This window comes from Bifidobacterium catenulatum PV20-2 (assembly GCF_000800455.1).
GTDB classification, from domain to species: Bacteria; Actinomycetota; Actinomycetes; order Actinomycetales; family Bifidobacteriaceae; genus Bifidobacterium; species Bifidobacterium kashiwanohense_A.
In genome coordinates this window covers 908735-934640 of record NZ_CP007456.1, presented here as the reverse complement: position 1 = coordinate 934640, position 25906 = coordinate 908735, and the positions used below count along the sequence as shown (strand labels likewise).

At 56.2% G+C, this 25906-nt stretch carries 22 protein-coding genes; 11 read left to right on the top strand and 11 right to left on the bottom strand.

Annotation, left to right across the window (positions count from 1 at the left end):
* The 3 genes from coaE to AH68_RS03925 form a co-directional block, all read right to left on the bottom strand.
* The gene (gene coaE / locus AH68_RS03935; protein ID WP_236682471.1) at positions 1 to 633 is read right to left on the bottom strand and encodes a dephospho-CoA kinase; all 633 of its coding nucleotides are present in this window, start codon (positions 631 to 633) and stop codon (positions 1 to 3) included.
* A gap of 121 nt (positions 634 to 754) precedes the next feature.
* The gene (gene rpsA, locus AH68_RS03930; RefSeq protein WP_039197850.1) at positions 755 to 2230 is read right to left on the bottom strand and encodes a 30S ribosomal protein S1; all 1476 of its coding nucleotides are present in this window, start codon (positions 2228 to 2230) and stop codon (positions 755 to 757) included.
* A 164-nt stretch (positions 2231 to 2394) separates the two neighbouring features.
* Entirely contained in the window at positions 2395 to 3270 is an 876-nt protein-coding gene (locus tag AH68_RS03925; protein ID WP_039197848.1) for a bifunctional methylenetetrahydrofolate dehydrogenase/methenyltetrahydrofolate cyclohydrolase, read from the bottom strand.
* Between the two features lie 140 nt (positions 3271 to 3410).
* On the opposite strand from AH68_RS03925, the gene AH68_RS03920 reads away from it, so the two are divergent.
* The 3 genes from AH68_RS03920 (at position 3411) to AH68_RS03910 (ending at position 6399) form a co-directional block, all read left to right on the top strand.
* Positions 3411 to 4496: a metal ABC transporter solute-binding protein, Zn/Mn family gene (locus AH68_RS03920; protein WP_039197846.1), complete on the top strand. Its 1086-nt coding sequence runs from the start codon at positions 3411 to 3413 to the stop codon at positions 4494 to 4496.
* A gap of 170 nt (positions 4497 to 4666) precedes the next feature.
* Positions 4667 to 5560: an ABC transporter ATP-binding protein gene (locus AH68_RS03915; RefSeq protein WP_052189140.1), complete on the top strand. Its 894-nt coding sequence runs from the start codon at positions 4667 to 4669 to the stop codon at positions 5558 to 5560.
* 2 nt (positions 5561 to 5562) lie between these two features.
* Positions 5563 to 6399: a metal ABC transporter permease gene (locus AH68_RS03910; protein WP_039197842.1), complete on the top strand. Its 837-nt coding sequence runs from the start codon at positions 5563 to 5565 to the stop codon at positions 6397 to 6399.
* A gap of 24 nt (positions 6400 to 6423) precedes the next feature.
* On the opposite strand, the gene ispF is transcribed toward AH68_RS03910, so the two are convergent.
* Together ispF and AH68_RS03900 are read right to left on the bottom strand one after the other, a co-directional pair.
* Positions 6424 to 6918 (bottom strand): 2-C-methyl-D-erythritol 2,4-cyclodiphosphate synthase, encoded by a 495-nt coding sequence (ispF, locus tag AH68_RS03905; RefSeq protein WP_039197840.1) that lies wholly within the window; start codon positions 6916 to 6918, stop codon positions 6424 to 6426.
* A 9-nt stretch (positions 6919 to 6927) separates the two neighbouring features.
* Positions 6928 to 7524, bottom strand: coding sequence for a CarD family transcriptional regulator (locus AH68_RS03900; RefSeq protein WP_039197838.1), 597 nt, complete (start codon positions 7522 to 7524; stop codon positions 6928 to 6930).
* 138 nt (positions 7525 to 7662) lie between these two features.
* Between AH68_RS03900 and glgB the strand changes: the two genes are divergently transcribed.
* Genes glgB through AH68_RS03885 form a run of 3 tightly spaced genes read left to right on the top strand, consistent with a single transcriptional unit; the run spans position 7663 to position 11773 of the window.
* Positions 7663 to 9918 (top strand): 1,4-alpha-glucan branching protein GlgB, encoded by a 2256-nt coding sequence (gene glgB, locus AH68_RS03895; protein WP_039197836.1) that lies wholly within the window; start codon positions 7663 to 7665, stop codon positions 9916 to 9918.
* A gap of 15 nt (positions 9919 to 9933) precedes the next feature.
* Positions 9934 to 10662 (top strand): response regulator transcription factor, encoded by a 729-nt coding sequence (locus tag AH68_RS03890; protein ID WP_039197833.1) that lies wholly within the window; start codon positions 9934 to 9936, stop codon positions 10660 to 10662.
* Positions 10663 to 10696: 34 nt separating this feature from the next.
* Positions 10697 to 11773, top strand: coding sequence for a sensor histidine kinase (locus AH68_RS03885; RefSeq protein WP_039197831.1), 1077 nt, complete (start codon positions 10697 to 10699; stop codon positions 11771 to 11773).
* Positions 11774 to 11797: 24 nt separating this feature from the next.
* Here the strand turns inward: AH68_RS03885 and AH68_RS03880 are convergent, their stop codons facing one another.
* Both AH68_RS03880 and AH68_RS03875 read right to left on the bottom strand, forming a co-directional pair.
* Positions 11798 to 12520 carry a ComF family protein gene (locus tag AH68_RS03880; RefSeq protein ID WP_039197829.1) on the bottom strand — a complete coding sequence of 241 codons (723 nt, stop codon included), beginning with the start codon at positions 12518 to 12520 and terminating at the stop codon, positions 11798 to 11800.
* A 20-nt stretch (positions 12521 to 12540) separates the two neighbouring features.
* Entirely contained in the window at positions 12541 to 13347 is an 807-nt protein-coding gene (locus AH68_RS03875) for an HAD-IIB family hydrolase (RefSeq protein ID WP_039197827.1), read from the bottom strand.
* A gap of 77 nt (positions 13348 to 13424) precedes the next feature.
* On the opposite strand from AH68_RS03875, the gene AH68_RS03870 reads away from it, so the two are divergent.
* Positions 13425 to 13853: a metallopeptidase family protein gene (locus AH68_RS03870; RefSeq protein ID WP_081450277.1), complete on the top strand. Its 429-nt coding sequence runs from the start codon at positions 13425 to 13427 to the stop codon at positions 13851 to 13853.
* Here the strand turns inward: AH68_RS03870 and AH68_RS03865 are convergent, their stop codons facing one another.
* The 3 genes from AH68_RS03865 to AH68_RS03855 are packed head-to-tail and all read right to left on the bottom strand — an operon-like array spanning position 13854 to position 18817.
* Complete coding sequence (locus AH68_RS03865) at positions 13854 to 15386, bottom strand: DUF5719 family protein (protein ID WP_039197825.1); 1533 nt, start codon at positions 15384 to 15386, stop codon at positions 13854 to 13856.
* Positions 15383 to 18484, bottom strand: a complete 3102-nt coding sequence (locus AH68_RS03860; protein WP_039199790.1) for a glycosyltransferase family 2 protein — start codon at positions 18482 to 18484, stop codon at positions 15383 to 15385. Before AH68_RS03860 ends, AH68_RS03865 begins: the two co-directional genes overlap by 4 nt.
* A 33-nt stretch (positions 18485 to 18517) precedes the next feature.
* Positions 18518 to 18817: a WhiB family transcriptional regulator gene (locus tag AH68_RS03855; RefSeq protein WP_033501720.1), complete on the bottom strand. Its 300-nt coding sequence runs from the start codon at positions 18815 to 18817 to the stop codon at positions 18518 to 18520.
* 345 nt (positions 18818 to 19162) lie between these two features.
* Between AH68_RS03855 and AH68_RS03850 the strand changes: the two genes are divergently transcribed.
* The 4 genes from AH68_RS03850 (at position 19163) to AH68_RS03830 (ending at position 24248) form a co-directional block, all read left to right on the top strand.
* Complete coding sequence (locus tag AH68_RS03850; protein ID WP_472924260.1) at positions 19163 to 20485, top strand: LCP family protein; 1323 nt, start codon at positions 19163 to 19165, stop codon at positions 20483 to 20485.
* A gap of 73 nt (positions 20486 to 20558) precedes the next feature.
* Complete coding sequence (locus tag AH68_RS03840) at positions 20559 to 21995, top strand: LCP family protein (RefSeq protein ID WP_173405843.1); 1437 nt, start codon at positions 20559 to 20561, stop codon at positions 21993 to 21995.
* 90 nt (positions 21996 to 22085) lie between these two features.
* The gene (locus AH68_RS03835) at positions 22086 to 23864 is read left to right on the top strand and encodes an FtsK/SpoIIIE domain-containing protein (protein WP_052189138.1); all 1779 of its coding nucleotides are present in this window, start codon (positions 22086 to 22088) and stop codon (positions 23862 to 23864) included.
* Between the two features lie 105 nt (positions 23865 to 23969).
* The gene (locus AH68_RS03830; protein WP_003835265.1) at positions 23970 to 24248 is read left to right on the top strand and encodes a WhiB family transcriptional regulator; all 279 of its coding nucleotides are present in this window, start codon (positions 23970 to 23972) and stop codon (positions 24246 to 24248) included.
* Between the two features lie 127 nt (positions 24249 to 24375).
* Here the strand turns inward: AH68_RS03830 and AH68_RS03825 are convergent, their stop codons facing one another.
* Positions 24376 to 25854 carry a sensor histidine kinase gene (locus AH68_RS03825; RefSeq protein ID WP_039197790.1) on the bottom strand — a complete coding sequence of 493 codons (1479 nt, stop codon included), beginning with the start codon at positions 25852 to 25854 and terminating at the stop codon, positions 24376 to 24378.
* Between the last annotated feature and the right edge of the window lie 52 nt (positions 25855 to 25906).

Below are 25906 nucleotides of genomic sequence, written 5' to 3'. Positions count from 1 at the left end.
CTACCTCGCTTCCGTGCGCCATTGTTTCATTAGCATATCAATATGCTCGAACATTTGTTCCAATGGCTGTGTGGAATCGATGACCTCATCGGCAATGGCAAGACGCTGTTCCACGCTGGATTGATGGTTCACACGATTCCATGCCTGGCTTTCGCTCATGCCTCGCGTTGTCATCATTCTGCTGACCCTCACCTGTTCAGGCGCTTCGACAGTTACGATATGGTCGAATTCAAAAGGAATGCTGTCAATTACTTCGGCGAGTAACGGTATGTCATGCACCACTACTGCTTGGCAATCAGCTTCAACAGCCTCATGTTCGAGTTGCACTGCAAGTTCATAAATCAGTGGATGCTCGATTCCGTCCAAAATCTTGCGTTTTCGTTCCGCATCAGCGCCGGAAAACACATGCTCTGCCATCCACGCTCGATTGAGATCGCCTCGATCGGTCAAAGCATCGGGGCCGAAACATTCCGCTATACGCTGAAGGCCAATGCTGCCCGGTTCCACCACGTGACGCGCAAGCAGATCATAATCGACAAGTACTGCACCAAGCTCACGCAGCTTTGTAGATACCGTGCTTTTGCCAGCCGCTATGCCGCCGGTCAATCCTATTCGAATCACCACAACCGCCATTGTAATGCGCTTCGCATGCACGCTTGCCATGCACTTACGAAAAGACCCCGAACCTGAATCAGGAACGGGGTCTTTTCTAGGATCTAGCTTGAGCCGGATTGGATTCTAGCTCAGGATACAATCACTTGCCGAGCAGCTGGTCGCGCAGAGCGGCGAGCTGGTCGGAGTCGGCGAGGGTGCCGGCGGAAGTGTTCTCGGAGGAGTAGTTGGAAGACACCTCTTCGACCTTCTCTTCCTTCGGAGCCTGGCCATCTTCAGCGGCGGAAGCTTCAGCGTTCTCGAGCTCCTTGGCCACAAATTCCTTGTGCTGCTCCCACAGATCGTGAGCGGCGGCGTACTGGGACTCCCACTCCTCACGCTGCTTCTCGTAACCAGCGATCCACTCGTTGGTTGCCGGGTCGAAGCCTTCCGGATACTTGTAGTTGCCCTGCTCGTCGTACTCTGCCGGCATGCCGTACAGAGCCGGATCGAAGTCCTCGGAAGCCGGATCGACGGAGTCGTTGGCCTGCTTGAGGGACAGGGAGATGCGGCGACGATCGAGATCAACGTCGATCACCTTGACGAACACTTCTTCGCCCGGCTTGACGACGGTCTCCGGGTTCTCTACGTGGCGGTTGGCCAGCTCGGAGATGTGCACGAGGCCTTCGATGCCGTCTTCGACGGAGATGAAGACGCCGAACTGAACGATCTTGGTGACCTTGCCCTTGACGATCTGGCCAGGAACGTGGGTGCGAGCGAAGCGCTGCCACGGATCTTCCTGGGTAGCCTTGAGGGACAGGGAGATGCGCTCACGGTCGAGGTCAACGTCGAGCACCTCGACGGTGACCTTGTCGCCGACCTTGACAACCTCGGACGGGTGGTCGATGTGCTTCCAAGACAGCTCGGAAACGTGGATCAGGCCGTCAACACCGCCCAGATCAACGAATGCACCGAAGTTGACGATGGAGGACACGACGCCTTCGCGAATCTGGCCCTTCTTGAGCTGGGACAGGAAGGTCTCGCGCACTTCGGACTGGGTCTCTTCGAGGTACTGGCGACGGGAGAGCACCACATTGTTGCGGTTCTTGTCGAGCTCGAGGATCTTGGCCTTGATGGTCTGGCCAATGTACGGGGACAGGTCGCGGACGCGACGCATTTCGACCAGGGATGCCGGCAGGAAGCCACGCAGACCGATGTCGACGATGAGGCCACCCTTGACAGCTTCGATAACGGTGCCTTCGACAACGCCATCGGCTTCTTTGATCTTCTCGATGTCGCCCCAAGCACGCTCGTACTGTGCACGCTTCTTGGACAGAATCAGACGGCCTTCCTTGTCTTCCTTGGTGACGACAAGAGCCTCAATGGTGTCGCCGACCTCGACGACTTCGTCCGGATCAACGTCCTTCTTGATGGAAAGCTCGCGGGAGGGAATGACGCCCTCAGTCTTGTAGCCGATGTCGAGCAGGACCTCGTCGTGATCGACCTTGACGACGGTACCTTCGACCAGATCACCATCACCGAAGTTCTTGATGGTGGAATCGACTGCCTTGATGAAGTCCTCTTCGGTGCCGATGTCGTTGATGGCGACCTTGGTGACTTCGTTATTGTTCTCTGCCATTAATTTGGTTTCTTACAAATAGTGGGTGGATAAAATCGGTCTTCAGTTATGTGCATGCGATATAACACATGCAAGGCGCAAGTTTACATGGGACCATGCACAAAAAAGGCGTGCCGCAACATGCGACACGCCCGAAATCAGCTTGCATCGTGCATAAAGCGCAATTACAGCTGACGCTCGGCCATCTCGACCACATTCTCCAACAACATGGCACGGGTCATAGGGCCGACACCACCCGGGTTCGGCGTATATGCCGAAACCTTCTCGTAGCAGGCTTTGTCAACATCGCCCTTCACGCGATAGCGGCCGGCTTCTTCGTCAAACACACGGGAAACGCCGACATCGACCAGCACCGCACTTTCCTTGACGTCTTCCGGCTTGACAAAGCCCGCAGAACCCATGGCCGCAATAATGACGTCGGCCTCGCGCATATGCTTGCGCACATCCTTGGTGCCTGTGTGGCACAGCGTGACCGTGGCGTTCACCGCCTTGCGCGTCAGCAAAAGACCAACCGTACGCCCGATGGTGATGCCTCGACCGAGCACGCAGACCTCTTTGCCGTCCAAGTCGATGTCATAGGCATTCAGCAGTTCGATCACGCCTCGCGGAGTACACGGCAGCGGCGTGGTGATGTCACCTCGCGCGTGCAGCACAAGTTCGCCAAGATTGTATGGATGCATGCCATCCGCATCCTTCTTGGGGTCGATCAGATCAATGATGGCGTTTTCGTCAATACCTTTCGGTAGAGGCAGCTGCACGATATAGCCTGTGCAGGCAGGGTCAGCGTTGAGTTCCTGCACGGCTTCAGCAATCTGTTCGAACGTTGCGTCGGCGGGCAACTCCTTCCTAATGGAGTTCACACCGATTTCAGCGCAATCAGCATGTTTTCCAGCAACATATTTGACGGAGCCGGGATCGGAACCGACCAGAATGGTGCCAAGACCGGGGTTAACCCCCCGCTCTTTCAACGACGCGACGCGTTCGGCGAGATTCGCTTTAATCTGCGCGGACACCATCTTTCCATCGATTTTCACTGCCATGCCGGTCACTCCCCTCTTTATTGGATTGCTGTTGTATTGGCATTTGCATGTATCGTAGGCTATCTTGGTTTCAGTCGTAAGTCGCACACGTATTTATGAGATGAACACGATTAAGGCGGTTCAGGAAGAGGGCATCCGATATGTGCATGCACAAACGTTCTTCGTTACGCGCTTTTGCCGCAGGACTCACGCTTTGCATGACGTTCGGCATGACAGCATGCTCCGGAGGATCCTCTTCTCAGAAGGATGATGCTTCCGCCGATTCCGATGCCCAGACCGAACAGATCACGCCGATCGAGGTGGTCGCCTCGGTCAACCAGTGGGGATCTCTCGCCGAGCAGATAGGCGGCGTTCACGTGAAAGTCACGTCGATCCTGTCTTCGACCGATGTTGACGCGCATGATTTCGAGCCGAGGACCGACGACATCGGCAAGATTCAGCAGGCGCAGGTCGCGGTGTCCAATGGCGCGGGCTACGACGCTTGGGCCACCAAGAATCTCAGCAAAGACACCGTTTCCGTTTCCGCGGCACAGATGGTCGGAGCAATCGAGGGCGACAATCCGCATCTGTGGTTCTCCAGCGACGCCCGCAACGCTATGGCCAAGGAATTGGCCGACACATACAGCCGCATCATGCCCGCGCAAAAGAAGTATTTCAATAACAAACTCACCGCGTGGAACAGACGAGAAAAGAAAATAGAGAAGGACATGAAGGCGTTCAGCGACACGCATAAGAACTCCTCCTATGCCGCCACCGAACCCGTCGCCTACTATCTGCTCAGCGACATGGGGTTCACCGACAACACGCCGGAGGGATACCTGCAATCGGCAGGCACAGGCTCTGAACCAACCCCTGACGATCTTCAGGAATTCCAGGAATTGCTGGAAAAACATAAGGTCGACGTGCTTATCAACGACACGCAATCCGCAAACGACGCCACGAACACGCTGACCGGCACCGCTTACAAATCGGATGTTCCCGTACTTGACATCAGCGAACAGATGCCTTCCGACTGCAAAAGCCTGACATCATGGATCAGATCGCTCATCCTCTCACTGAACGACATGTTCGCCAAGCAATCCGATGCCGACACCAGTTCCAACGCCGGCTCAGGAAGTACGGATTCGACGGATCCTGCGAATTCCTCCGATGCCGACGATTCGCAAACGGCGAATGAATCGAATGATGAATCAAGCGACTCCCCACAACCAAATCCGAGAAAATAACCTTTCAATATCATCTCAAAGGCCGTTTCACCGTTCGATCGAACGTGAGACGGCCTTTCTTCTCGTTTGTGAAGGCTTCTGACATCATCTTGGGATTTCTTCAACGAGTCGCTCTGAATGCCGGCCCGCATCTCCCTTATTGAGAATGATTGTCAACACCATTTGCAAGTATGTACGTGCATTCAAACCAAGGAGAAGCCATGCACGACGAGACACATGCCTGCATCGAATTCGATGACGCCTGCGTCAAGCGAGGCGATCGCGTCATCTGGCAACATGGCACGTTCAGCATTCCGCAAGGCTCGGTAACCGCAATCGTCGGCACCAACGGCGCCGGCAAGACCACGATGATGAAGGCCGAACTAGGACTGATCCCAACCACGCACGGCAGCATCAGGGTGCTCGGACAGCCTGCAGGTTCCGCGAACAGCCGCATCGGCTATGTGCCGCAAAGCTACGCTTCCGACATCGAATCGAATATCACCGCGGAACAGTCGGTGCTCCTCGGCCTGACGGGCACCAAATTCGGCATCCATCCCGTCACCAAAGCACTTCGAGACAAGGCCCGCAAGGCCATGGACTTCGTTGGTCTGCAAGACAAAGCGAATTACCGCCTGTCCGAGCTTTCGGGCGGACTGCGCCAAAGGGTCGCCATCGCGCAGGCGCTCGTGGACGATCCAAAACTGCTGATGCTCGACGAACCCCTCGCCAATCTCGATCTGGCAAGCCAACGCGCCACCGTGCACGTGCTCGCCAAACTCAACCGCGAGCTCGGCATGACCATTCAGGTGGTGGCGCACGATCTCAACATGTTGCTGCCGATCCTTACCGGAGCCGTCTATCTGCTTGACGGGCATCCACACTATGCAGGCATGAATGAGGTGCTGGATTCCCATCTACTCACGCATTTGTATGGCACGACCGTGCAGGTGGTCACCACTCCGCAGGGAGATATGTTCGTGACGCCAAGCGAGGACGAGCCTGAGAACATGAGCATCGATGCACACGCTCCAGAAGAAATCGCGCAATTTCACCATCACAGCCACACCACGCAGGAGGACTGAGCATGGACGGCACCGCATTCGCTTTCGACCCGGATTGGGTTTCCACACTCAACGCCCCATTCATGACGAACGCATTTCTCGCCGGCCTGTGCATCGCATTGGCAGCCGGCGTGATGGGTTATTTCACCATCGCCAGACATTCCACGTTCGCAGCCCACGCCTTGGCGCATATCGGACTGCCAGGTGCCACCGGAGCCGTATTGCTCGGTCTGCCTGTTTCCGCAGGTCTTGGCGTGTTCGCTCTCGGCGGAGCACTGGTGATCGGTGCGCTCGGCAAGAAGGCTTCACAGCGTGAGATCGCCACTGGAACCGTGCTCGCCTTCGCCACCGGCCTTGGCTTGTTTTTCGCACGTATGTCAAGTTCGGCCTCACAACAGATGCAGTCGATTTTGTTCGGATCGATTCTGACGATTACCGACGGTCAGATCATTGGCTTTGCGATTTTCGACGTGCTGCTGTTGGCGGTTCTGGCCGTTATTTATCGTCCATTGTTATTCAGTTCGCTCGATGAGCAGGTAGCGCAGGCAAAAGGCGTGCCCGTCGGTTTTATGAATATCTGTTTTATGGCGATTATGGCCGGCGTCATCACGATTGCAGTTCCAGCAGTTGGCACATTGTTGATTTTCGCGTTGGTGATTACTCCCGCCGCCACCGCCAACATCATTGCCCGCTCGCCATTCAAGGCGATGGTCGTCGCCACGGTAATCTGCCTGATTTCGATTTGGGGAGGACTGGTGCTTTCCACCATGTTCCCAGCTCCCCCAAGCTTCATTATCGTAACGATTTCAACGCTGTTCTGGGCGATCGCGAAAGCGGTTGAATCCGCCAAAAGGAAATAACGAAACAGCCGTGAGGAAAGGGAATTAGGCTTCATGCCGTACCGGCTCGACCGGCTCCACCAAAGCATTGGCGATTGCGGCGACGCCTTCGCCGGAACCGGTGAATCCCATACCATCCGTAGTGGTGGCTGTTAACGACACGTCACAGCCCACAGCCTCGGACAGCGCCCGCTCGGCCTCTTCCCTACGTTTGCCGACTTTCGGCCGATTGGCGATCACGACCACACTGGCGCTCGACGGCCTCATGCCATGTTCGTTCAGATAGTCGACCGTGGTCCGCAGCATCTCGGCACCATGTTTGCCGGCGCCGTCAGACTGCGAGCCGACACCGAACAAAGTGCCGATATCACCAAGATGTGCTGCGGAAAGCAATGCGTCAATCAACGCATGTGCCGCGACGTCGCCATCCGAATCACCCTCGATACCATCGCCATCCCAACGCAAACAGGCAAGCCACAACGGCTTGCCTGCATCACGGGATGCGAATCGATGAGCGTCAAAACCCTGACCGATACGCATGAAAAAGCCTTACTTCTTCTTGGACTTTTTGCCTTCGGCTTCGACTCGAGCCAACGTATCCATAGCGGCTTCCTCAGGAGCCTCGGTATGGTGTTTCTCATCGCCAGGCTGAGCGGGCTCATATCCAAGATTCACATCCAGCAGACGCTGGGCTTCGGCTTCGTCGAGCTTTTCAGACAGGGAAATCTCCGAGGTCAGAATATTGCGGGCCTTGGTAAGCATGCGCTTCTCACCCGCGGACAGACCATGCTCGTCAACATCACGCTGAGCGAGATCGCGCACCACTTCGGCGATCTTATTGACGTCGCCAGTGGCAATCTTCTCGACGTTCAGCTTGTAGCGACGAGACCAGTTCATCTCCTTCTCAATGATCGGAGTACGCAGAATCTCGAACACCTTGGCCACTTCGTTGGCGTCGACGATGTCTCGCACGCCAACTTTCTTAGCATTGTCGACCGGAACGTTGATAACCAGACCGTCAGACGAAAGCACCGACAGCTGCAGATATTCGCGGGTGATTCCCTTGACTGTCCGTTCGGTGATGGCCTCCACCTTCGCAGCGCCGTGACGCGGATAGACGACCATGTCGCCGACCTTGTAACCCATGAATCCTCCGTGAAAAGCTTACACAAAACCCGAATTATTGTGCCATCAGGGGTGGACTTGACCAAAAACGCTTGAAAAAACGAAAAAATAGGCGCGACACGGGCCACTTTTCCTGCATTTCGTGCTTACACTTTTGCCATGGCTACAGAATCCAAGATCAATGAAGATGTCGTTGCTGTTCCTGTTTCCCAGGGCACACTGGATGCAGTAAGCAACGGTACGTTCTACAATCCCCACGAGGTGCTCGGTGGACACCTCGGTTCCGGCAAGCACGCGGATGTCGTCACGATCCGCGTCTTGCGTCCGTTGGCAAAATCCGTGACGATCCTCACTGAACAAGGTCAAACACTCGCAATCCATGAATACAATGGCGTCTTCATGGCACTCGTTCCCGCTATGGCCACCGATGATGGCTACGGCGTGCCGGATTACCGCATTCGCACTGAATATGAAGACGGTTCCGTTGTTGTTTCCGACGATTCCTATCGTTATCTGCCGACCATCGGCGAGATGGACATGTATCTGTTTGGCGAAGGACGCCACGAGCGCCTGTGGGATGCGCTTGGCGCGCACGTGCTCCGCTACGACGACCCGATGGGTTCCTCCGAGGGTGTAAAGGACGAGCAGGTGGTCGGCACCGCGTTCACCGTGTGGGCACCGAACGCCCACGCAGTGCGTGTGGTCGGCGACTTCAACGGCTGGAATGGCCGCGCCCACGCCATGCGTGAACTCGGATCCTCCGGCATCTGGGAACTGTTCATCCCGGGCATCAGCGCTGGCGAGATCTATAAGTATGAGATCCTCAACGCCAACAATGAGTGGACCATGAAGGCCGATCCGATGGAACGCTCCCATGAGATTCCACCGCGTACCGGATCCATCGTGGTAGAGTCCACCCATGAGTGGAATGACGCCGATTGGCTGGCCGAGCGCGCGGCCAAAGACCCGCATAACGGCCCTGTCAGCATCTACGAGGTAAATGCCTCCAGCTGGCGCAAGGACGTGAAAAACTACCGCGAGCTCGCCGACAAGCTGGTCCCCTACGTGCAGAAGGAAGGTTTCACGCACGTGGAGTTCATGCCGCTGGCGGAGCATCCGTTCTCTGGCTCCTGGGGCTATCAGGTAACCGGTTACTACGCGATTGATTCACGTTTGGGAGGCCCGGACGACTTCAAGTATCTCGTTGAGAAGCTGCACAAAGCCGACATCGGCGTGATTATGGATTGGGTTCCGGCCCACTTCCCGAAGGATGCGTTCGCACTGGGGCGCTTCGATGGCACGCCGCTGTACGAGGATCCGGATCCGACGCGTGGCGAACACCCGGATTGGGGCACGTACGTGTTCAACTTCGGACGCCGCGAGGTGCGCAACTTCCTAGTGGCCAACGCCTGCTTCTGGCTGGATGAGTTCCATATCGACGCTCTCCGCGTGGACGCGGTCTCCTCCATGCTGTACTTGGATTACAGCCGCGAGGCCGGCCAGTGGCATCCGAACATCTACGGAGGCCGCGAGAATCTCGAGGCCATCGACTTCCTCAAGGAAGCCAACGCCACGGCATACAAGAACAATCCGGGCATCATGATGATCGCCGAGGAATCCACGGCATACCCGGGCATCACCGCACCGACCGACGCAGGCGGCTTGGGATTCGGCCTCAAGTGGAACATGGGCTGGATGCACGACACCCTGCAGTACCTGCATGAGGAGCCGATCAACCGCAAATGGCACCACAACGAGATCACCTTCTCCATGGTGTATGCCTATTCGGAACACTATGTGTTGCCGATCAGCCATGATGAGGTTGTGTACGGCAAGGGTTCCGTGTTTGGCAAGATGCCAGGCAACGATTGGCAGAAGTATGCCGGCGTCCGTGCGCTGTTCGCCTACCAGTGGGCTCATCCGGGCAAGAACCTCACCTTCATGGGCAATGAAATCGCCCAGTATGGCGAGTGGGACCACGACGGCTCCATCGACTGGGATGCCCTTGAATGGCCCGATCATCAAGGCGTGCAGAAGCTTGTCGCCGACTTGAACGAGCTGTACAAGACATCGCCGGCATTGTGGAGCCAGGATTTCGATCCTGCGGGCTTCCAGTGGCTCACCAGCGATGACGCCGACCACAACACGCTCAGCTTCGTGCGTATCGGCAAGGATGGCGAGCAGATGGTCGCAGTCGTGAACTTCTCCGGCGAGGCCTGGTCAGACTATCAGGTGCCGCTCACCAAGGGCGGAAAATGGACGGAAGTGCTGACCACGGACGACGAGATCTACGGCGGTTCCGGCATCCATAATGGCACGGTCGAAGCAGTCGAAGGCGAGTATCATTCACGAGATTGGTCCGCAAAGATCACCGTTCCGGCACTAGGCGCAGTATTCTTGAAGCCGGAACTCTGAGAAAGGCGGAAAGCTATGCTCAACTCATCAGCACAACCCACAGCGACTCCACGTACCGTTCTGGTAGTCGAAGACGAGCCGACACTGGCCACTGCCATCGCCCAACGCATTACAGCGGAAGGCTGGACGGCACGTGTGGCATCTGACGGTGCCAGCGCGGTTCAGGCCGCCGCAACCCTGCGTCCTGATCTGGTCATCATGGACATCATGTTGCCTGTGATGGACGGACTTGAGGCCACGAAACGCATTGTGGCGGAACGTCCTGTGCCAGTGCTGATCCTGACGGCACGAGACGACGAGGCCGATAAGGTCATCGGCCTCGGTGCCGGGGCCGATGATTACATGACCAAGCCGTTCTCCATGCGCGAGCTCATCGCCCGCTGCAAGGCGCTGCTGCGCCGTGTGGATCGCGCCAAGGTCATCGCCAAGAATTCCGAAAACGAGAAGCTTCTCGATTTCGGTTCCTTGGTCATCGATCCGGCGCAACGCATCGTCACCGTCAACGGCAAGCAGGTGCATCTGACTCCTACGGAATTCGATCTGCTGGCCACACTGGCCCGTAAGCCGAAGTCCGTGCTCACCCGCGAGAAACTACTCGAAGAGGTGTGGGACTGGGTGGATGCCTCCGGCACCCGCACGGTCGACTCGCATGTCAAGGCGCTCCGCCACAAGCTCGGCTCGAAGACCATTCGCACCGTGCATGGCGTCGGTTACGCATTCGAACCGCCGGAACACCAGGACTGATGCTCGAGGAGCTACTGCGCTAAGATTCGGTAGTATGCATGCTACTGATACGAAATCAGGGCGTTCGGTCAATCCATTGGAGACCGAACGCCCTATTGGTTTGTTTTCATCGCTCAAAGTCGAATTGAGCGTTCTTATCACCCTCTCCACCGCCATCACGTTCATCATGGCGTGGTTTCTGCTCAAAGTCGGTCTGAACGTATGGATCGCCATGCCAATCACCCTTGCCGTAGCTTTGGGCATCACCTACTTCTTCTCCAGAGGCCTTACCTCTCCCCTGCGCCAAATGCGCGACGCGGCCGAAGCGATGGCCGACGGCGACTACACCGTGCGCGTGCATGTCGATTCCAATAGTCGCGACGAAGTCGGGCAGCTTGCCCTCACCTTCAACGAAATGGCGGAAGAACTCCAGCATGCCGATCAGATGCGCCGAGATATGGTGGCCAATGTAAGTCACGAATTACGCACGCCGGTATCGGCACTGCAAGCCATGGTTGAGAACATGGCGGATGGCGTGGTCGAACCCACTCCCTCGAATCTGGAAAGCATCCTCAACCAAACGCATCGCCTATCCGACCTGATCGCGTTTTTGCTTGATCTTTCGCGCATGGAAGCCGGTGCGGCAAGCCTGCAGATCGAAATGTTCAATTTCGCGGATTTTCTCGATGAAACCGTGGAACCTTTGGAAATCGCCGACGCGGGGCATGCGCACGACATTGAAATGCATGTGCCCGACGATATCGAAATGGAAGGCGACCAAAACCGCTTGCGCCAACTGTTCACCAATATCATCGCGAACGCGCTCAAACATTCCGCAGACAACACCAAAGTACTTATCGAAGCGCATGAGAACAAGGATTTCGGCACCATCGTCACGAATGTCGTCAATTTCGGCTCCCAGATTCCACAGGAGGCACGTTCCGATATCTTCCGTCGTTTCGTCAAGGGAAAAACAGGACCGGGCACCGAATCGGGCGGAACCGGCCTTGGCCTGTCAATCGCACGTTGGGCCGCCCAATTGCATGGCGGTTCGGTGAGGGTCGTCGATGATCCTCGCGGTGCTGATTTCGAAATCATCCTGCCGAAATATAACATTTCAGATAACGAATGATTTTTTCTGCGATTATTACTGTGCTTACATTGGCTCGTCCGCCTGCTTTCCCGCCGGAGTGTGCGCCAATGCGAACACGGTAATAACCGTGGCACCGTTCTTCCGCATCGTCTCGACGCAACTGCGCATGGTCGCGCCAGTCGTGACGATATCATCCACCAAAATCACCATCGTATTCTGCAATGAAACCGAAGAACGCACCGAAACGTGCCCTTTCAAGCGCTGCGAACGCTGTGCCGCACCCTTGGTCTGCACTGATTTTCCTCTGACACCCTTGTTTTGCAAGGCGTCGCATACCGTCACCTTGCAATCTGTTTGCCGTTGAAGAAAACTTGCCAGCCGTTTAACGATCGGTACCATGTGCCTTCGTCCTCGACGCCGCATCGAAGCGTGTGACGACGGTGCCGGAACCACGAAAACGGCACGGTAGGAGTTTTGTCTGTCGCGAATGAAATCAATGACGCCAGATGTTTCAGCAAGTCTGCATATGGCTTCAGAAAACGGCCTGTCACATTCCTCATCCCCATGGTCCTTCCATGCGAGAACCGCTTTTCTGACGGTGCCGCGGTACCATCCGCATGCGAACCAGTTTCCCATCGCAACGCCATCGAAGGTCTGGACGGAAGAACGGGCGAACAACGCCATGCAGTCTTCGCACAGCACGTCGTCCGGCCTATCGCAGCCGGCGCAGCCTCTGGGAAACAGCAGACCGGCAACCTGCGAACATACCCTCGTCATTGAGTTCATGCGCAGACTTCCATTCGTTTCTACCGTGACAGACTGGCGATGATTCCACCGCACAGTTTCACGGTATCGTTTGGGCAGGTGACCTTCACCGCCCTGGTGCCGGCCCGAGCCGCAGGGTAATCATTGCCATCGGGATCCATACGGTCCCCTACGAATACGATCTGGTCCACCTCGATGCCAAGAATATCGGCCAATTCCCGGACTGCAAACGACTTGTCGACATTTTTTTCGGAAATATCAACGCTGCTGGCTCCACCCGTACGCACCTCAAGATGCGGTAAATCGGCAGCGACGGCCCGTGCCAAACGATTCTTCTTCTCGTTGGTCGGATCCCATGCCTCCTTGGCCTCAATGGGTGCAAGCTGCCCCAATGCAGAGAACGTGATCTGGCTGCCGCGATTTTCGATGCGCTCGCCCCAAACATGGGTGAGCCATATGTTCTGCTCGCGTGCATTGCGTTCCAACGATTCGTAGGCTTTCACACGATCCTCTTCACTGAGGTCGTGGGCGAAGACCTGCATCCAATTCGCACCATCCCAACGATAGTATCGCGTGCCGCTGGTCGGCATAAGATGCAGATTCGCCCGGTTTGCCTGCCCTGTCAGCCGTTCCACCACCTGGCTTTTCAGCAACGCGTACTTGCCTCCGGTAATCACCGCGACGTCGATCAGTGAGGTCAATGCGGAGAAGCATTCGGCCATATCGTCCTTCATCGGTTTTTTCGATCTTGCCAGTGTATTGTCAAGATCGAAGGCGATAAGTCGTGTCCCAGCGCACAAATCATCGATATTCACGTCATTCCAACAGGGCACGGAAATATCCGCCATGATCGTTCCTCCTATGTCGGTGCAATGAACAATATGGTATCGCATGATTCGCGCAAAGCACTGATATGGTAGAGGTCATGTATCAATTGCCTTGGGAATCAACCGTGTATAGAAATCGTCATGGTCGTGGAACGAGAACGCCGATGTTCGGCACGAGACTTCCACGGTATCGCACAAGAAGCGGCATGTTCGACGATATGCTGGTGGCGCAGATCCGCAGGCTCAACGATGCGTGGCCGGAACTGGTGGCGCCGGTGCAGTTTGCTGTCGAGGATGTACCGCCATCCGACCCGGCGCCTTGGGAGGCCACCCCGCGTTTGGGATCGCAGTCGTTTCCTGCCGAGCATGGCATACCGCCGCGCATAGTGCTGTACCGCATGCCTTTGCAGTCGCATGCGCGCAGCCGCATGGATCTTCAGTTCGCGATTCGAGACGAAGTGGTGTTGCGTCTTGCGGAACTGTATGGGCGCCGTCCTGAGGAGATCGACCCGGATTGGGGTATGTGATCAGCGCACGATGGTCATGTTCTGATTGGACCACACCTGTTCGCGGGCTTCCTTCAGATCAGTTGCGCCGATAATGGACACTCCGGCCAGCTTTGCATCCGAAACGTCCTTCTGGCTTACGCGGATGTTCCACACCATGGATTGATCCGGATCGGCGAGACTGACCGCGGCCACGTCTCCATCATTGATATCCGCCAATTCAACCGTAGTCGAAGCGCCGGCTTGGATGGTAAGGTCATTTTGATCCACAATATCGCCATCTCCGTTATATGACGTCAATGTAGCCGTGCGATCGCCGTCCGCTGTGTTGGTGACGTTCACTTGCGCCGTGGCATGGTCGGGAACGGCCATGGCGGAGACGTTCATTGGCACCGAGGCATTGACCAAAGCAAAATCAGCCTGATCGCCGTCTCCATCATTGGTGACTTTTGCAGCAGCCGTTACCGGCTCGGTGGCGCTGATGGTGAGGCCGGTTGCTGACTTGGGAACGGAACCCAAGTCGATGACTGAAACACGATTCGCCTCAAGCGTCTGTTGATTGGTGTTCTTCGTTCCCGTTCCGTCCGTCCAAGATACCGTGACGTCGGACTGCCGGGACGGATACACATACAGATTGACGGTGTCGCCTTCCGACAGTCCGTTAATCGCCAGCGCCTTCGCTGAAGCATTGTTGGGGACCGCATAATCCGAACCTTTTGAAGTCAGACCGTCCATTGCTATCGTGCGGACCACGGCAGCGACCGGAGTATCCGCACTGGACACGGTGACATACAAGGCGTCCTGTTCGGAAGCCGCCGCGGCAAGGTTCAATATGGATTCCTTGCCCGCTCCCACCGTCAACGTCGAACCTGTAGACAACGCCAAGGCACCGGCTTTGTCGGATCCCCAGACCTTGATGTTCACTGATGTGGCTTTGGCTGAAGGATTGGCCACAATCAGTTGCTGGGTCATGCCTGTTTTGGTGCCCGGCACCATCAACGACTGCTTCAAAGCCGGTGTGACGCAGGAAGCCGCGGAAACGCCTTTCAAATCTCCATCAGTGGCCCAAGACATTATCGAGGAAGCCGCTCCCGTTCCATCGGAAGCCGACAACAAACGGGTGTCCTGCAACTGGGAACCGTCATCGACGGTACCGGACGCAATAAAAACATCATCGTCCGATCCCTCATCATCCTTGTTCAGTACCAACGCCGAAGTGGTCTCATCAGCGCCAAGAAGTCCTACGGAGGAATGGAACACCGCGCCGAATGCCGTGTAACGCGCCGACGATGCGATATTGCCGTTGGACGCCTGATATTCGCTATCACCATACGCATCGGTATCGGCAATCGTCATTCGCGCAGGGCAATACGTTTCCAGCTGGCGGGGGCTGACCGTACGAGACACGGACGAGCGTTGCGTCGCCGGCGAATCGGCATGAATCCATGTCGGACGATATACCGCAGACACAGCCACCAATGCGACGATGACCAGCACCGACACAACTGCCAGCGTCACACGCCAAACCGTTTTGGAACGGGAATGCTTACTCATGCTTCCTCCTGACCCTGACGCCTCATGCGCGGAAACGCAACCAAGCAGTACGCAGCAATAACAACTCCCATGCACCACAGCCATGCCTGGCGCCAAACGCTCGACTCAGCCTGGCGATACCCCTTGCGGTCGATATGTTGCTTGGCTGTGTCTTGAATGGTAAGGCGATAGTACGTCCCCGCATCGGTGCTCACAACGTTCTGCGTACCATCGGAAGCGCTGATATTGGAACTCAACTGGTCGGATATCTGCCTTTGTGCCTTGTCATCACCGGAACGCACCACATAGATGCCGCCGAAGCCCAATTCGCTCAGATCAGTGACGGCATCGGAATCAGCATTCGACAATAGCTGAGCACAGTCCTTCGCAATCGCCTTGCTCGCATCATCGGAACGACCGAAAGCCACTTCGACGCGCTGCGCCGGAGAACCGTCAATCAAATCACCTCGACGGGTGCGCATCACACTGTAGCTGATGGAACCTGTGCTATCCGCACGTACGGCAAGCACACGCCTCGCCTCATCCTGCGCAAGAAAGTCGGAAGCGACAATAGGCAGTCCCGAATCGCTGGCAGCGACCGTGTCATGATCTCGCGTGATGAAATCGAAACCAGCACTCGCTACAACAGATGCGGCAATCAAGACGACCAGCACGATTCGCACGGCACGACCGGCAATAATGCCCTCAGAGGATCCATGCTCCTCAATCCCAACATCACCGGCGGGCCGCCGCCACAGCATGACGAATCGTTGCACCGCGCTACCGGCGACCATGCACACGCAAGACAGCAATCCCATCATCGTGAACGAAACACCTGGAAGCACGGAACCAGCCACGGCTCCATCGGAGTCGACCGCAACCACGACTGCAGCGGAAAGCAGCGAAGTGGCCAAGCCCGCAACCGACACAACCCACATCATGCGCGACACACGAAGCACAAAAGGCAGGAACAGCGACACCGCGGCGAGAAGCACAGCCAAGGCCAATACCGCCACAGCCGCATACTGCCATGCCTCATCTGATAGGGTGACGCCGAACGCGCGGGAAACGATATCCGAAAGATTGACGATCATCGGACGCCCATCATGCGCCGACGACGGCAACATCACGCTACCGAAAATCTGACGCCAGGTGCCAGCTCCCGCGTAGCGAACCGCATTGACCAACGTCGGCGCGCATACGAACGCAGCCGGCAGCGGAATCAACAGCAAAGTCGTTCTATGGGAGCGCACAAGAATAAGGAACACAAGGAACGACAACATCAACGGCAGTAACAATTGCGGTTCGGCGGCCACAACGGGAATGAAGCATAACGCGGCAAGAGCGGCGGCCTGCACGGAAGCCTGAGGCTTGAGCAAATCCTCCGTTCGATACATGCCCACAGCTCGGAAAGAGAACGCGAAAGCCGCGGGGAGGAACACCATAACCGTCATCATCGCCACATCAGCATCGTTATATACGCTCATTGACAACGCTATGGCGAACCATGCCAATGAGGTCACGCAACGTACCGTGTCAGAGCGGGTGAATATTCCAGCCAAAGCCCAGAACGACAGCACCATCAATGGCGCGGACAGGAAAAACACCACAGCGACGGCGGTCGCCACATGCCCTGCAGTGAACACGGAAACCACCATAAGCACCAACAGCCATGGCGCACTCGGCGCGCTGACTCCAGTTCCCGCGGTATATGCCCACGACGTAGTGGCGGCACGGACCAGCTGGGCAAAGCTTGCGTCGGTCGGCAACAATGTATGCGAATACATCGATGCGCCGGAGAACACGCTACGGAACACATTCCAATACAGGAAGACGATCCAAGCGAACGCGATCAACGCAGAAGTGAGGGCAAATCCCCACCTGCGCATCAGCCTTTTGCGCAGATGCACTTTAGCGAGGGGGCTAAGAATCACCGTGCCACGCTGGTCGAGGAAGGCTCGCTTGCGATCGTTCCATTGTTTGATTTGTTGACGGCTCGCCTGTAATGCCGACAATGATTTCAGGGAAACCTTGCTTTGCTCGCGCAGCCTGGCGCGAGCACGCCATGCGCCCGGCAGGTAAAGCAGCGAACGCCACGGCAAAGCTAGCTCGCAACAGGCATGGTACGGCTGCTTACGGGTGAGGCAGAGCACGGACAAGCCCAGCGCCTTGATAATCGACCAGATCCACAGCAAAGGCCACCAGGAACGGTGCACATCCGTGTACGCATATTTCGTATTCGCATCACGCTTCGCGAGATATGGATCGATGCGACCATCCTCGTCTTCGACCTGCTGGCCACTTTTGGAGCGTACGCCTTCGAACCGTGCTCTCCTATGGGCAATCCGAGCCTGCGGCACTACCACCACACGACCTCCGCCCAGACAGATGCGCCGGCATAGATCCGTGGACTCTGCGAAGGTACCAAACCAGGAATCAGCGCCCTTCCACGTTCGCAAGGTGGCCAATGGAACCAACGCGCCGGAAAGCGAGACTGCCAGCATATCCTGCCGGCCATCATACTGTTCTTGATCGGGTTCCCCATCCACCACCAAAGACACGAGATTGTGGTGCCCCGCATACAGACCGACGTTATGCAGACTTTTCGCCTGCCAATCCAGCTGTTTCGCGCCGAGCAAAGACGCCGTCGGCGTGTTTCTCCAAGCATCAAGCAATGATTCGAGGCACGACTCGTCGGCCGGCCTGGAGTCGTCGTGCAAAGTCCACAGTGCGCTAATCTGGGCGTCAAGATCGAGCTGACGCATCGCGCGAGACACGGCGTTCGTGAATGACGTCGCCCCTTTCACCCCTACCAGAATGACACGTACGGTTTTGCTTTCAGGAACTTCCGTAAGCACGCCAGCCGGCGACGGAATGACGTCAAACGTCATCTGCATGGGCTGCTCAACCTGATTGGTGCAATCCGCAACGATGATGGTGCCCGGAAGCACACTCTGTGCGAGCACCGCCGCAAAGGTGGCAGGGAAAAAGCGTAAATCGCTTTGCGCGGTGATCACCGCAGCCACGGACGGATCGGCATCCTGCCGGTGAGAGTACGGCCTGCTGTTGAGCAGATCGGTCACGATTCCCTGAATATCGCTGCTGGCATTAGAATTCATAATTTCAAGTGTACGCACGGGGTATGCCGTACGTCATGCCCGTTCCTTGTGTTCCTTCTTGTAACGACGACGCTCGCGTTCGCTCAAACCACCCCAAATACCGAATCGCTCATCGTGTTCGATGGCCCATTTCAGGCACTGTTCACGAACCTCGCATTGGGCGCACACGCGTTTGGCGTCCCTAGTGGAACCGCCCTTTTCGGGGAAGAACGCCTCCGGGTCGGTTTGGGAGCATAAGGCCCTATGCTGCCAGGAAACATCGTCATCGCGCTTGAACAGACCCCACAACTCCGCAAGCGGATTGTCGGAGGACTCATCAATCACGCCCCACATGCGTCCTCCCCTATCTATACGTATGCGCACTTTGGTCGTGTTAAATTACACACATGCAATTTCTTTTTGTCAAGTTTCCGCCGTGTCAATAACCTTGATTCAAGAAAAATGTGGTATAAGGAACGACAAAGGTGACGGGGGTCTGAAGCAGAATCAGCGAAAATCGGGGAACATCTCTATAATCCCATAACAGCATTGTGGTATGTTCTAGAACGCGTTGAGATATGGCGTGATCTTTTGTATAAACAGGAAGGCGATACCGTGACCACATCACCAGCCGGCGATAAGCTTCCTAACGTCAATGGACTGCGAGACGCACAGCCGCGTCACAGCCTTGGCTATCGAGTGCAGCATCGCGCGAGAACGATAGTCGCTTCGGTCATCGCGGCGATGCTGGTGTTCTCGGGAACCGCGGCAGCCGCGACATGGCTGGATGTGAATGGCATCATCAAGAACCATTCAGTGGAGATTATCGGCCAAGGTTCACTTGACGCCAACGCATCAATCATCGACCCAAATTCCGGCAAGCCCATCGAATTCGTACTCATCGGGCAGGATTCCCGCGACGGCGAGGAAAACCAGTCCGTCGGAGGCAATTTCGACGATGTGGTAGGCAACCATCAGGCTGACACCACGATGGTGGCGCAGATTTCCGCGGACCGCACCAAAATCAACCTGGTTTCCATTCCGCGCGATTCCTTGGTGGATGTGCCTCAGTGCGAGACAACCAATGGTACGATTCCCGCGCAATACAATGTGATGTTCAATTCGATTTTCGCAAACGCATATCAGACCGGCGGTGATCTCGCTTCGGCCGCAAGCTGCACGTTGAATGCAGTGAACAGTCTCACCGGATTGAACATTCAGAACTTCATCGTCGTGGATTTCGCAGGTTTGGTCAAGATGATCAACGCCGTGGGAGGCGTCGACCTGTGCATCCCGCAGGATGTCGACGATCCCTACACCAGCCTGCAGCTCACCAAGGGGCTGCACCATCTGGACGGATATCAGGCGACGCAGTACGCGCGAACCCGCCATGGTTTGGGAGATGGTTCCGACACGTCGCGCACGACCAGACAGCAATACCTCATCAAACAGTTGATGAACGAGGCGCTCAGCAAGAATCTTTTCACCGATACCGCACAGCTATACCAGCTGGCGAAATCGGCGTTGCAATCACTGTATATTTCGCAAGGCATGGCCGACACTGCCGCACTTGCAGGTCTCGCCATGAGCCTCAAGGATTTCAATCTGTCCAACCTGTATTCGCAGACCGTTCCAGTGGTGTCCGCGCCGTCGGATCCGAACCGTTCGGTCTGGGCCGATGAGGCAGAGACGCTTTGGGAGAAGATGCGCGCGGACAAGCCGATTTATGGTTCTGATGAGTCCGATGCGAACACTGATGCCGGCAACGCAGACAATTCCGGCGATTCCACCGATAATTCGGCTGAAGGCACCGACAACACGGGTTCCCAGGAAGCCGCGCCAACACCCGATCCAGTCACTGGTCTGATCACGCAGGCGGATGGCACGCTGATCGATCCGAACACCGGCGGCACGGTCGACCCTGAAGATGGTTCCATCCATGACGCTCTTACCGGGCAGTACATCGGACTTGCCGACCGTTACCTCAACGCGACGGTTTGTGCCGTTCCCGCAAAGAACTAGACCGCTTTCACCGAATCCGTTCCTACACGGTGTAAATGGTGTAGGAACGGATTTCTTTTTGGAGGATATTTATATGAGTGAAGAAAACGGCGGCAAGGACCCCATGTCCGTACCACCGAGCTTCATCCCGTCCGCAGGACGGAAGAAGACGGAACCACAACCTCATAAATCCCCGGTTCCTCCGAAATCCGGTTCCCAATCGATTCCGAGCTTTTCTCCTGCCTCGCAACCGGCCCGTTCGAGTGCTTCGCATTCGGCCAGACGATCCACGCAATCACCTTCCGCAGCGCCATCCGCAGCTTCGTCGGGCATACCGCAAAGCTTCCGTCCTGCCGCACGTTCCGCCAACGGAACACGCAAACCGGCCACGTCCTCTCCCACATCATTCGCACCTGCTTCAGCACCGCATAATCCGAAACGTGCGGCACAACAGGTACGAGGCTCCTCCTCCATATCAGCAAACACGCCACGAATGACCAAACAAGGCACCCCAAGCCAAAACATGGCTGGCTCCGGCGCATTGGCATTGCAATCCGTCGCAAAAAAAGCCACTCGACCGCATGGAAAGCGACATGTGGGAAGAACTATTCTGATCATCTTCCTTGCCATAATCCTCACTTTGGGATTGTCGATATTCTCCTCATGGAATTGGGTGGACGGGCAGCTCAACAAACAGTCCTGGCTGACCGACAAAGCCGATACCGCCGGTGAAAGTTGGCTGATCCTCGGTTCCGATGAGCGCGAAGGCACCATTGGCGATGCGGGAGACGTGACCGGTTTCAGAACAGACACCATTCTCGTACTCACCAAGCCGAAATCCGGCCCATCCTCACTGATTTCCATTCCGCGTGATTCTTTGGTGGAAATCGACCAAAGCTATATGAAAATCAATGCGGTCGCGCAACTGTATAGCGGAAAACAGCTGGTCAATGAGGTTGAAGACATCACAGGGCAGAAAATCAACCATGTTACCATGGTGCAGTTCGGCGGCCTTGTCAAAGTGGTCGACGCCCTTGGCGGCGTCGAATTGTGCTACGACCAAGACGTGGATGACCCGTACTCCCAACTGAACTGGACTGCCGGTTGCCATACTGCCGACGGCACCACCGCACTTGCGTTCTCTCGTATGCGTTACGCCGACGCGCAAGGTGATTTCGGTCGTGCAGCCCGTCAGCGCCAGGTCATCAACGCCATAGTGAAAAAAGGCGCATCCAAGAATACGCTTCTGAACTTCGGCAAGGTCAAGAAAGTCGCGGAAGCGGCGTTAAGCTCCGTGACCGTGGATGAGAAAGCTTCGACCTCATCGCTGATGCGCATGGCCTTGGCCTTCAAAAGCGCTTCTGGAGACCAAGGCATTTCGGGAAGCGTCTACTGGACCGACCCCGACTATTACGTTGATGGCGTTGGCTCCAGCGTGCTGCTGGATGAGGAGAAGAATCTCGAATTGTTCTCCGAGCTGGCCAAAGGCACCCACAAGGCAGGCACTGTAGGCACGCTTGCCGAACAGTAGGGCTGACATTCCGGTCGGAAGATGTGGATAACTCATCCTCCGACCACAACCCTAGTTTCAGCTTGCACCCGCTCATCCGCATTGCCCACTATGGCGGGTATGAATGGCAAGAACAAACGCAAGCATACCGATGGATTCAATGAAGACCGGCTGATGCTCGTCAGTTGGGCCGCACCTGTGCTGGCGCAGCTCGTCATGCTTGTCGTGATGGTAACGCAACGACAATGGCTGTACGTGGCTATGCTTGCTCCGGGGCTTATCGGCAGTGCGATGTCGTTGGTATCCATGGCATTGCGGTCCCGTCAGAAACAGCATCATGACGAACCTGCGGACGGCACACCGTCGAAGGTCGCGGAAACGCTAGAGCGGGCCATTGACCGACCACCATTCGCCACGATGCCCCGCGTATGTTTCGAACGCCTCTACGGTTTGGACGACGACATGCTGCCGTGGCGTTCCATCGCACGAACGTGGCTCTCTCCCACATCCTCCTGCCCCTTAGGAATCACGCAACATGGCTTGTTCCGTGCGGATTTGCAACGGTCAGGCCCGCACGCGATGGTTGCAGGCACCACGGGATCGGGAAAATCGGAACTGCTCATCAGTTGGTGTCTATCGCTCGCCATGCAGTACAGCCCGGACGATCTGCATTTCGTGTTTCTGGATTTCAAGGGCGGATCGACGTTCAACGCCTTGGAACAGCTTCCACACACGGTTGGCAATGTTTGCGATCTTGATCTGTCCCATGCGGTCCGTGCACTGAACGCCATAGAACAGGAGCTGACTCGGCGTGAGGCTTTGGTGAGTGCCAAACGTGTCTCCCGTTTCGATCAGCTGTCCAATCCTCCGGCAAGACTGGTCGTGGTCATCGACGAGTTCCACGCGCTTCGCGACCGTCTGCCCGACTATATGCAACGGTTGAACCGTCTTGCATCGCTCGGCCGTTCCCTCGGCATGCATCTGATTGTCTGCACGCAAAATCCCATGGGCCAGGTCCATGCAGATATGAAGGCCAACATATCGTTAAACATATGTTTAAGGGTTACGGACCAGATGCAGTCGAACGAATTGATCGGCATACGCAACGCGGCGTTGATTCCTCCCAATATGCCTGGCGCCGCCTATTGCAATGACGGACAGCGCACCACGCCTTTCCTGTGCAGCGCGGTTCGAGATGTTGACCGTCTTAGCCGCAACATCAACACAGCCGCACGATTCCATGCTTGCAAACACCCCGATCTCTTGTTTTCCGATCCTCTCGCCCGGCATGCGACGCAATCCGATCTGTCGACCACAACGAACCGGCCATGGCACGAAATTCCTTTCGCCCTTGCCGACGATGGAGTGCTTGTACATACCGCCATTCTTGACGTGAGCCAACAAAACATCGCCATTATCGGCGCTTATGGCAGCGGCAAAACCAATCTGCTGCTGCATTGCGCACGTTGGCTGTATGATACAGGTCGTGCCAATATTCGTTTCACACGCAAAAGCGAACATGGCATGACGACGGATGACGGAAGGCCCTCGCCTTTGCATGAACGCACCATTTGGATTGTGGATGATGCGGACGAGCCGCTCAATCCTTTTTCCACTTCGCCTGAGGCGAACGAACTGCGGGAGGCATTGGCAAATCCCAATATCACCGTGATCGCAGCTATGGAAAAACCTACTTCCGCACTGTTGGACCGATGCCCTACCCGGGTGGCATTCCCCTGCGGAGAACGTTCCAATGATCTGATGTTGGGCATTCCCGGCGCAATTCTGGACGAATTCTCAGCGGACGACTATACCCTCCACGGTCGTGGCGTTCTCATTCAACAAGCCAAAGCCTGCCCTATTCAGTGTGTGGAATTTCAAGGTTTTTGACGATTCGTGGGATTCTTTTCGTGAAGACTCTTGAAAAGTCGCACGATTCGTGGTTATCTGATTAACGGACTTACATGCCGTACATGGCAAGAGGAAGGCGATTATATGAGCAGTGCTTTTGACTGGCGCGCCAAGGCCGCATGTCGCGACAAGGATCCGGAACTGTTTTTCCCGGTCGGCAACACAGGCGCCGCCTACCAGCAGATTGAAGAGGCCAAGGCCGTCTGCCGCACCTGCAAGGTGATTGACGCGTGTCTGAAATGTGCTCTCGACACCAATCAGGATTACGGTGTTTGGGGCGGTCTGAGCGAGGACGAGCGCCGCGCGCTTAAGCGTCGTGCCATGCGCGCCCGTCGTTCCCAGGCCATGCAGATGCAGATCTAAAGGTTTTTCGAAGATTCGTCATTCGCATACGCTCTGCGAATAGCAGCTTACAAAAAAGTCCGGTTGACTGCTAGCAGCTGACCGGACTTTTTTATGCCTTCCGAATCGCTTTCGCGTTTATCACGCCTTACGCCGCACGCAGCTTCATGTCAAGCACCACTCGGGTGCCGCCGCCACGGCGAGGTTCCCAACGGACCGTACCTCCGAAATCGTTGTTGACGAACGTGCTGATGATCTGCGTGCCCAGGCCGGACCCGGAGGAACGCGCCATGCCGTTATGCTCTTCATTGGCCAAACCGATGCCATTGTCTTCAACCACGACATTAAGGTTGTTGCCACCACGACCCACACAAATCGTAATGTGCCCGTCTTTTCGACCTTCAAAACCATGTTCCACGGAATTGGTGATCAGCTCGGTCAGCACCAGAGACAGCGGCGTGGCATCCTGCGCCGGCATCATGCCGAATCGACCGATGAAATCGATGTCAATGTGCTGGTCGCGCATGGTGGCCAGATCCACAGCCATCTTCAACAGATTGGAAATGACCTTGTCGTAGTCCACGATCTCATCGGCGGTCTGGCTCAAGCCTTCATGAACCATGGCGATGGTCTGCACACGGCGCTGAGCCTCTTTCAGCTCTTTCTTGACTTCTTCGGACTTGGTTTTACGTGCCTGCAGCCGTAACAATGCGGAAACCGCCTGCAGATTGTTCTTGACGCGATGGTGGATTTCGGAAATCGTCGCATCCTTGGTCTGCAGTTCCTTTTCACGACGACGAAGCTCGGTCACATCTCGGCATAGCACAACAGCGCCAACACGGCCATTGGCATCCACCAATGGCAGCGAACGCATGGACACTGCAGACTTGTTGGCGTCAAGTTCAGAATCGACGGCAGCCTTGCCACTGAGCACCAGAGGCAGGGTTTCCAGCACGGGATCGTTCTCACGCAGCAGTTTGGTGCCGATTTCGCTCAAGTACTCCCCCTGCATGGTGCTGACCGATCCCAAACGTCGGAAGCAACTGATGGCGTTTGGCGAAGCGTATCGCACGATGCCGTCGACGGTGAGCACGATGAAACCGTCCGCCACACGCGCATTATGACGCTGGTTCATGACCGGATTGCGGTACGGGAACTGTCCACGCGGAATCATCTCATACAGCTGCTTGCCCGCGCTGATGCTTTCGGATTCGTAACGTCCATTCGACTCTCGGGTAGCCATGTTCGTCTCACGTACCACCAGTCCCAGCGTCTTACCGTTGTGGCGCACCGGCGCGTACACGTTGCATACCGTGGAACCACCCACCGTGCGGAGCACCGTGGAACGGAACACCGACTCGGAAGCCATCGCGGCATCCAATTCAGCGCTCATCTCCTCCTCAACAACATCACCAACGACGTCATCGGTTCTCAGGCTCATCACCGTGGATGGACGACACTGCTCGGCGATAATGTATTTGCCCTCGCCATTTTGCAAAATGAGCAGCAGGTCGGCAAAACTCAAGTCGGCAATCACCTGCCAGTCGGCGACCAGATGATGCAGCCATTCACGATCTTCGTCATCGAAATCGGGACGGGTCGTCAAGATATATGAGAAATCAGCCATGCGTTCCATCATACGCATCACGCCAGAGGTTTTGCACGACACATGCGCATAT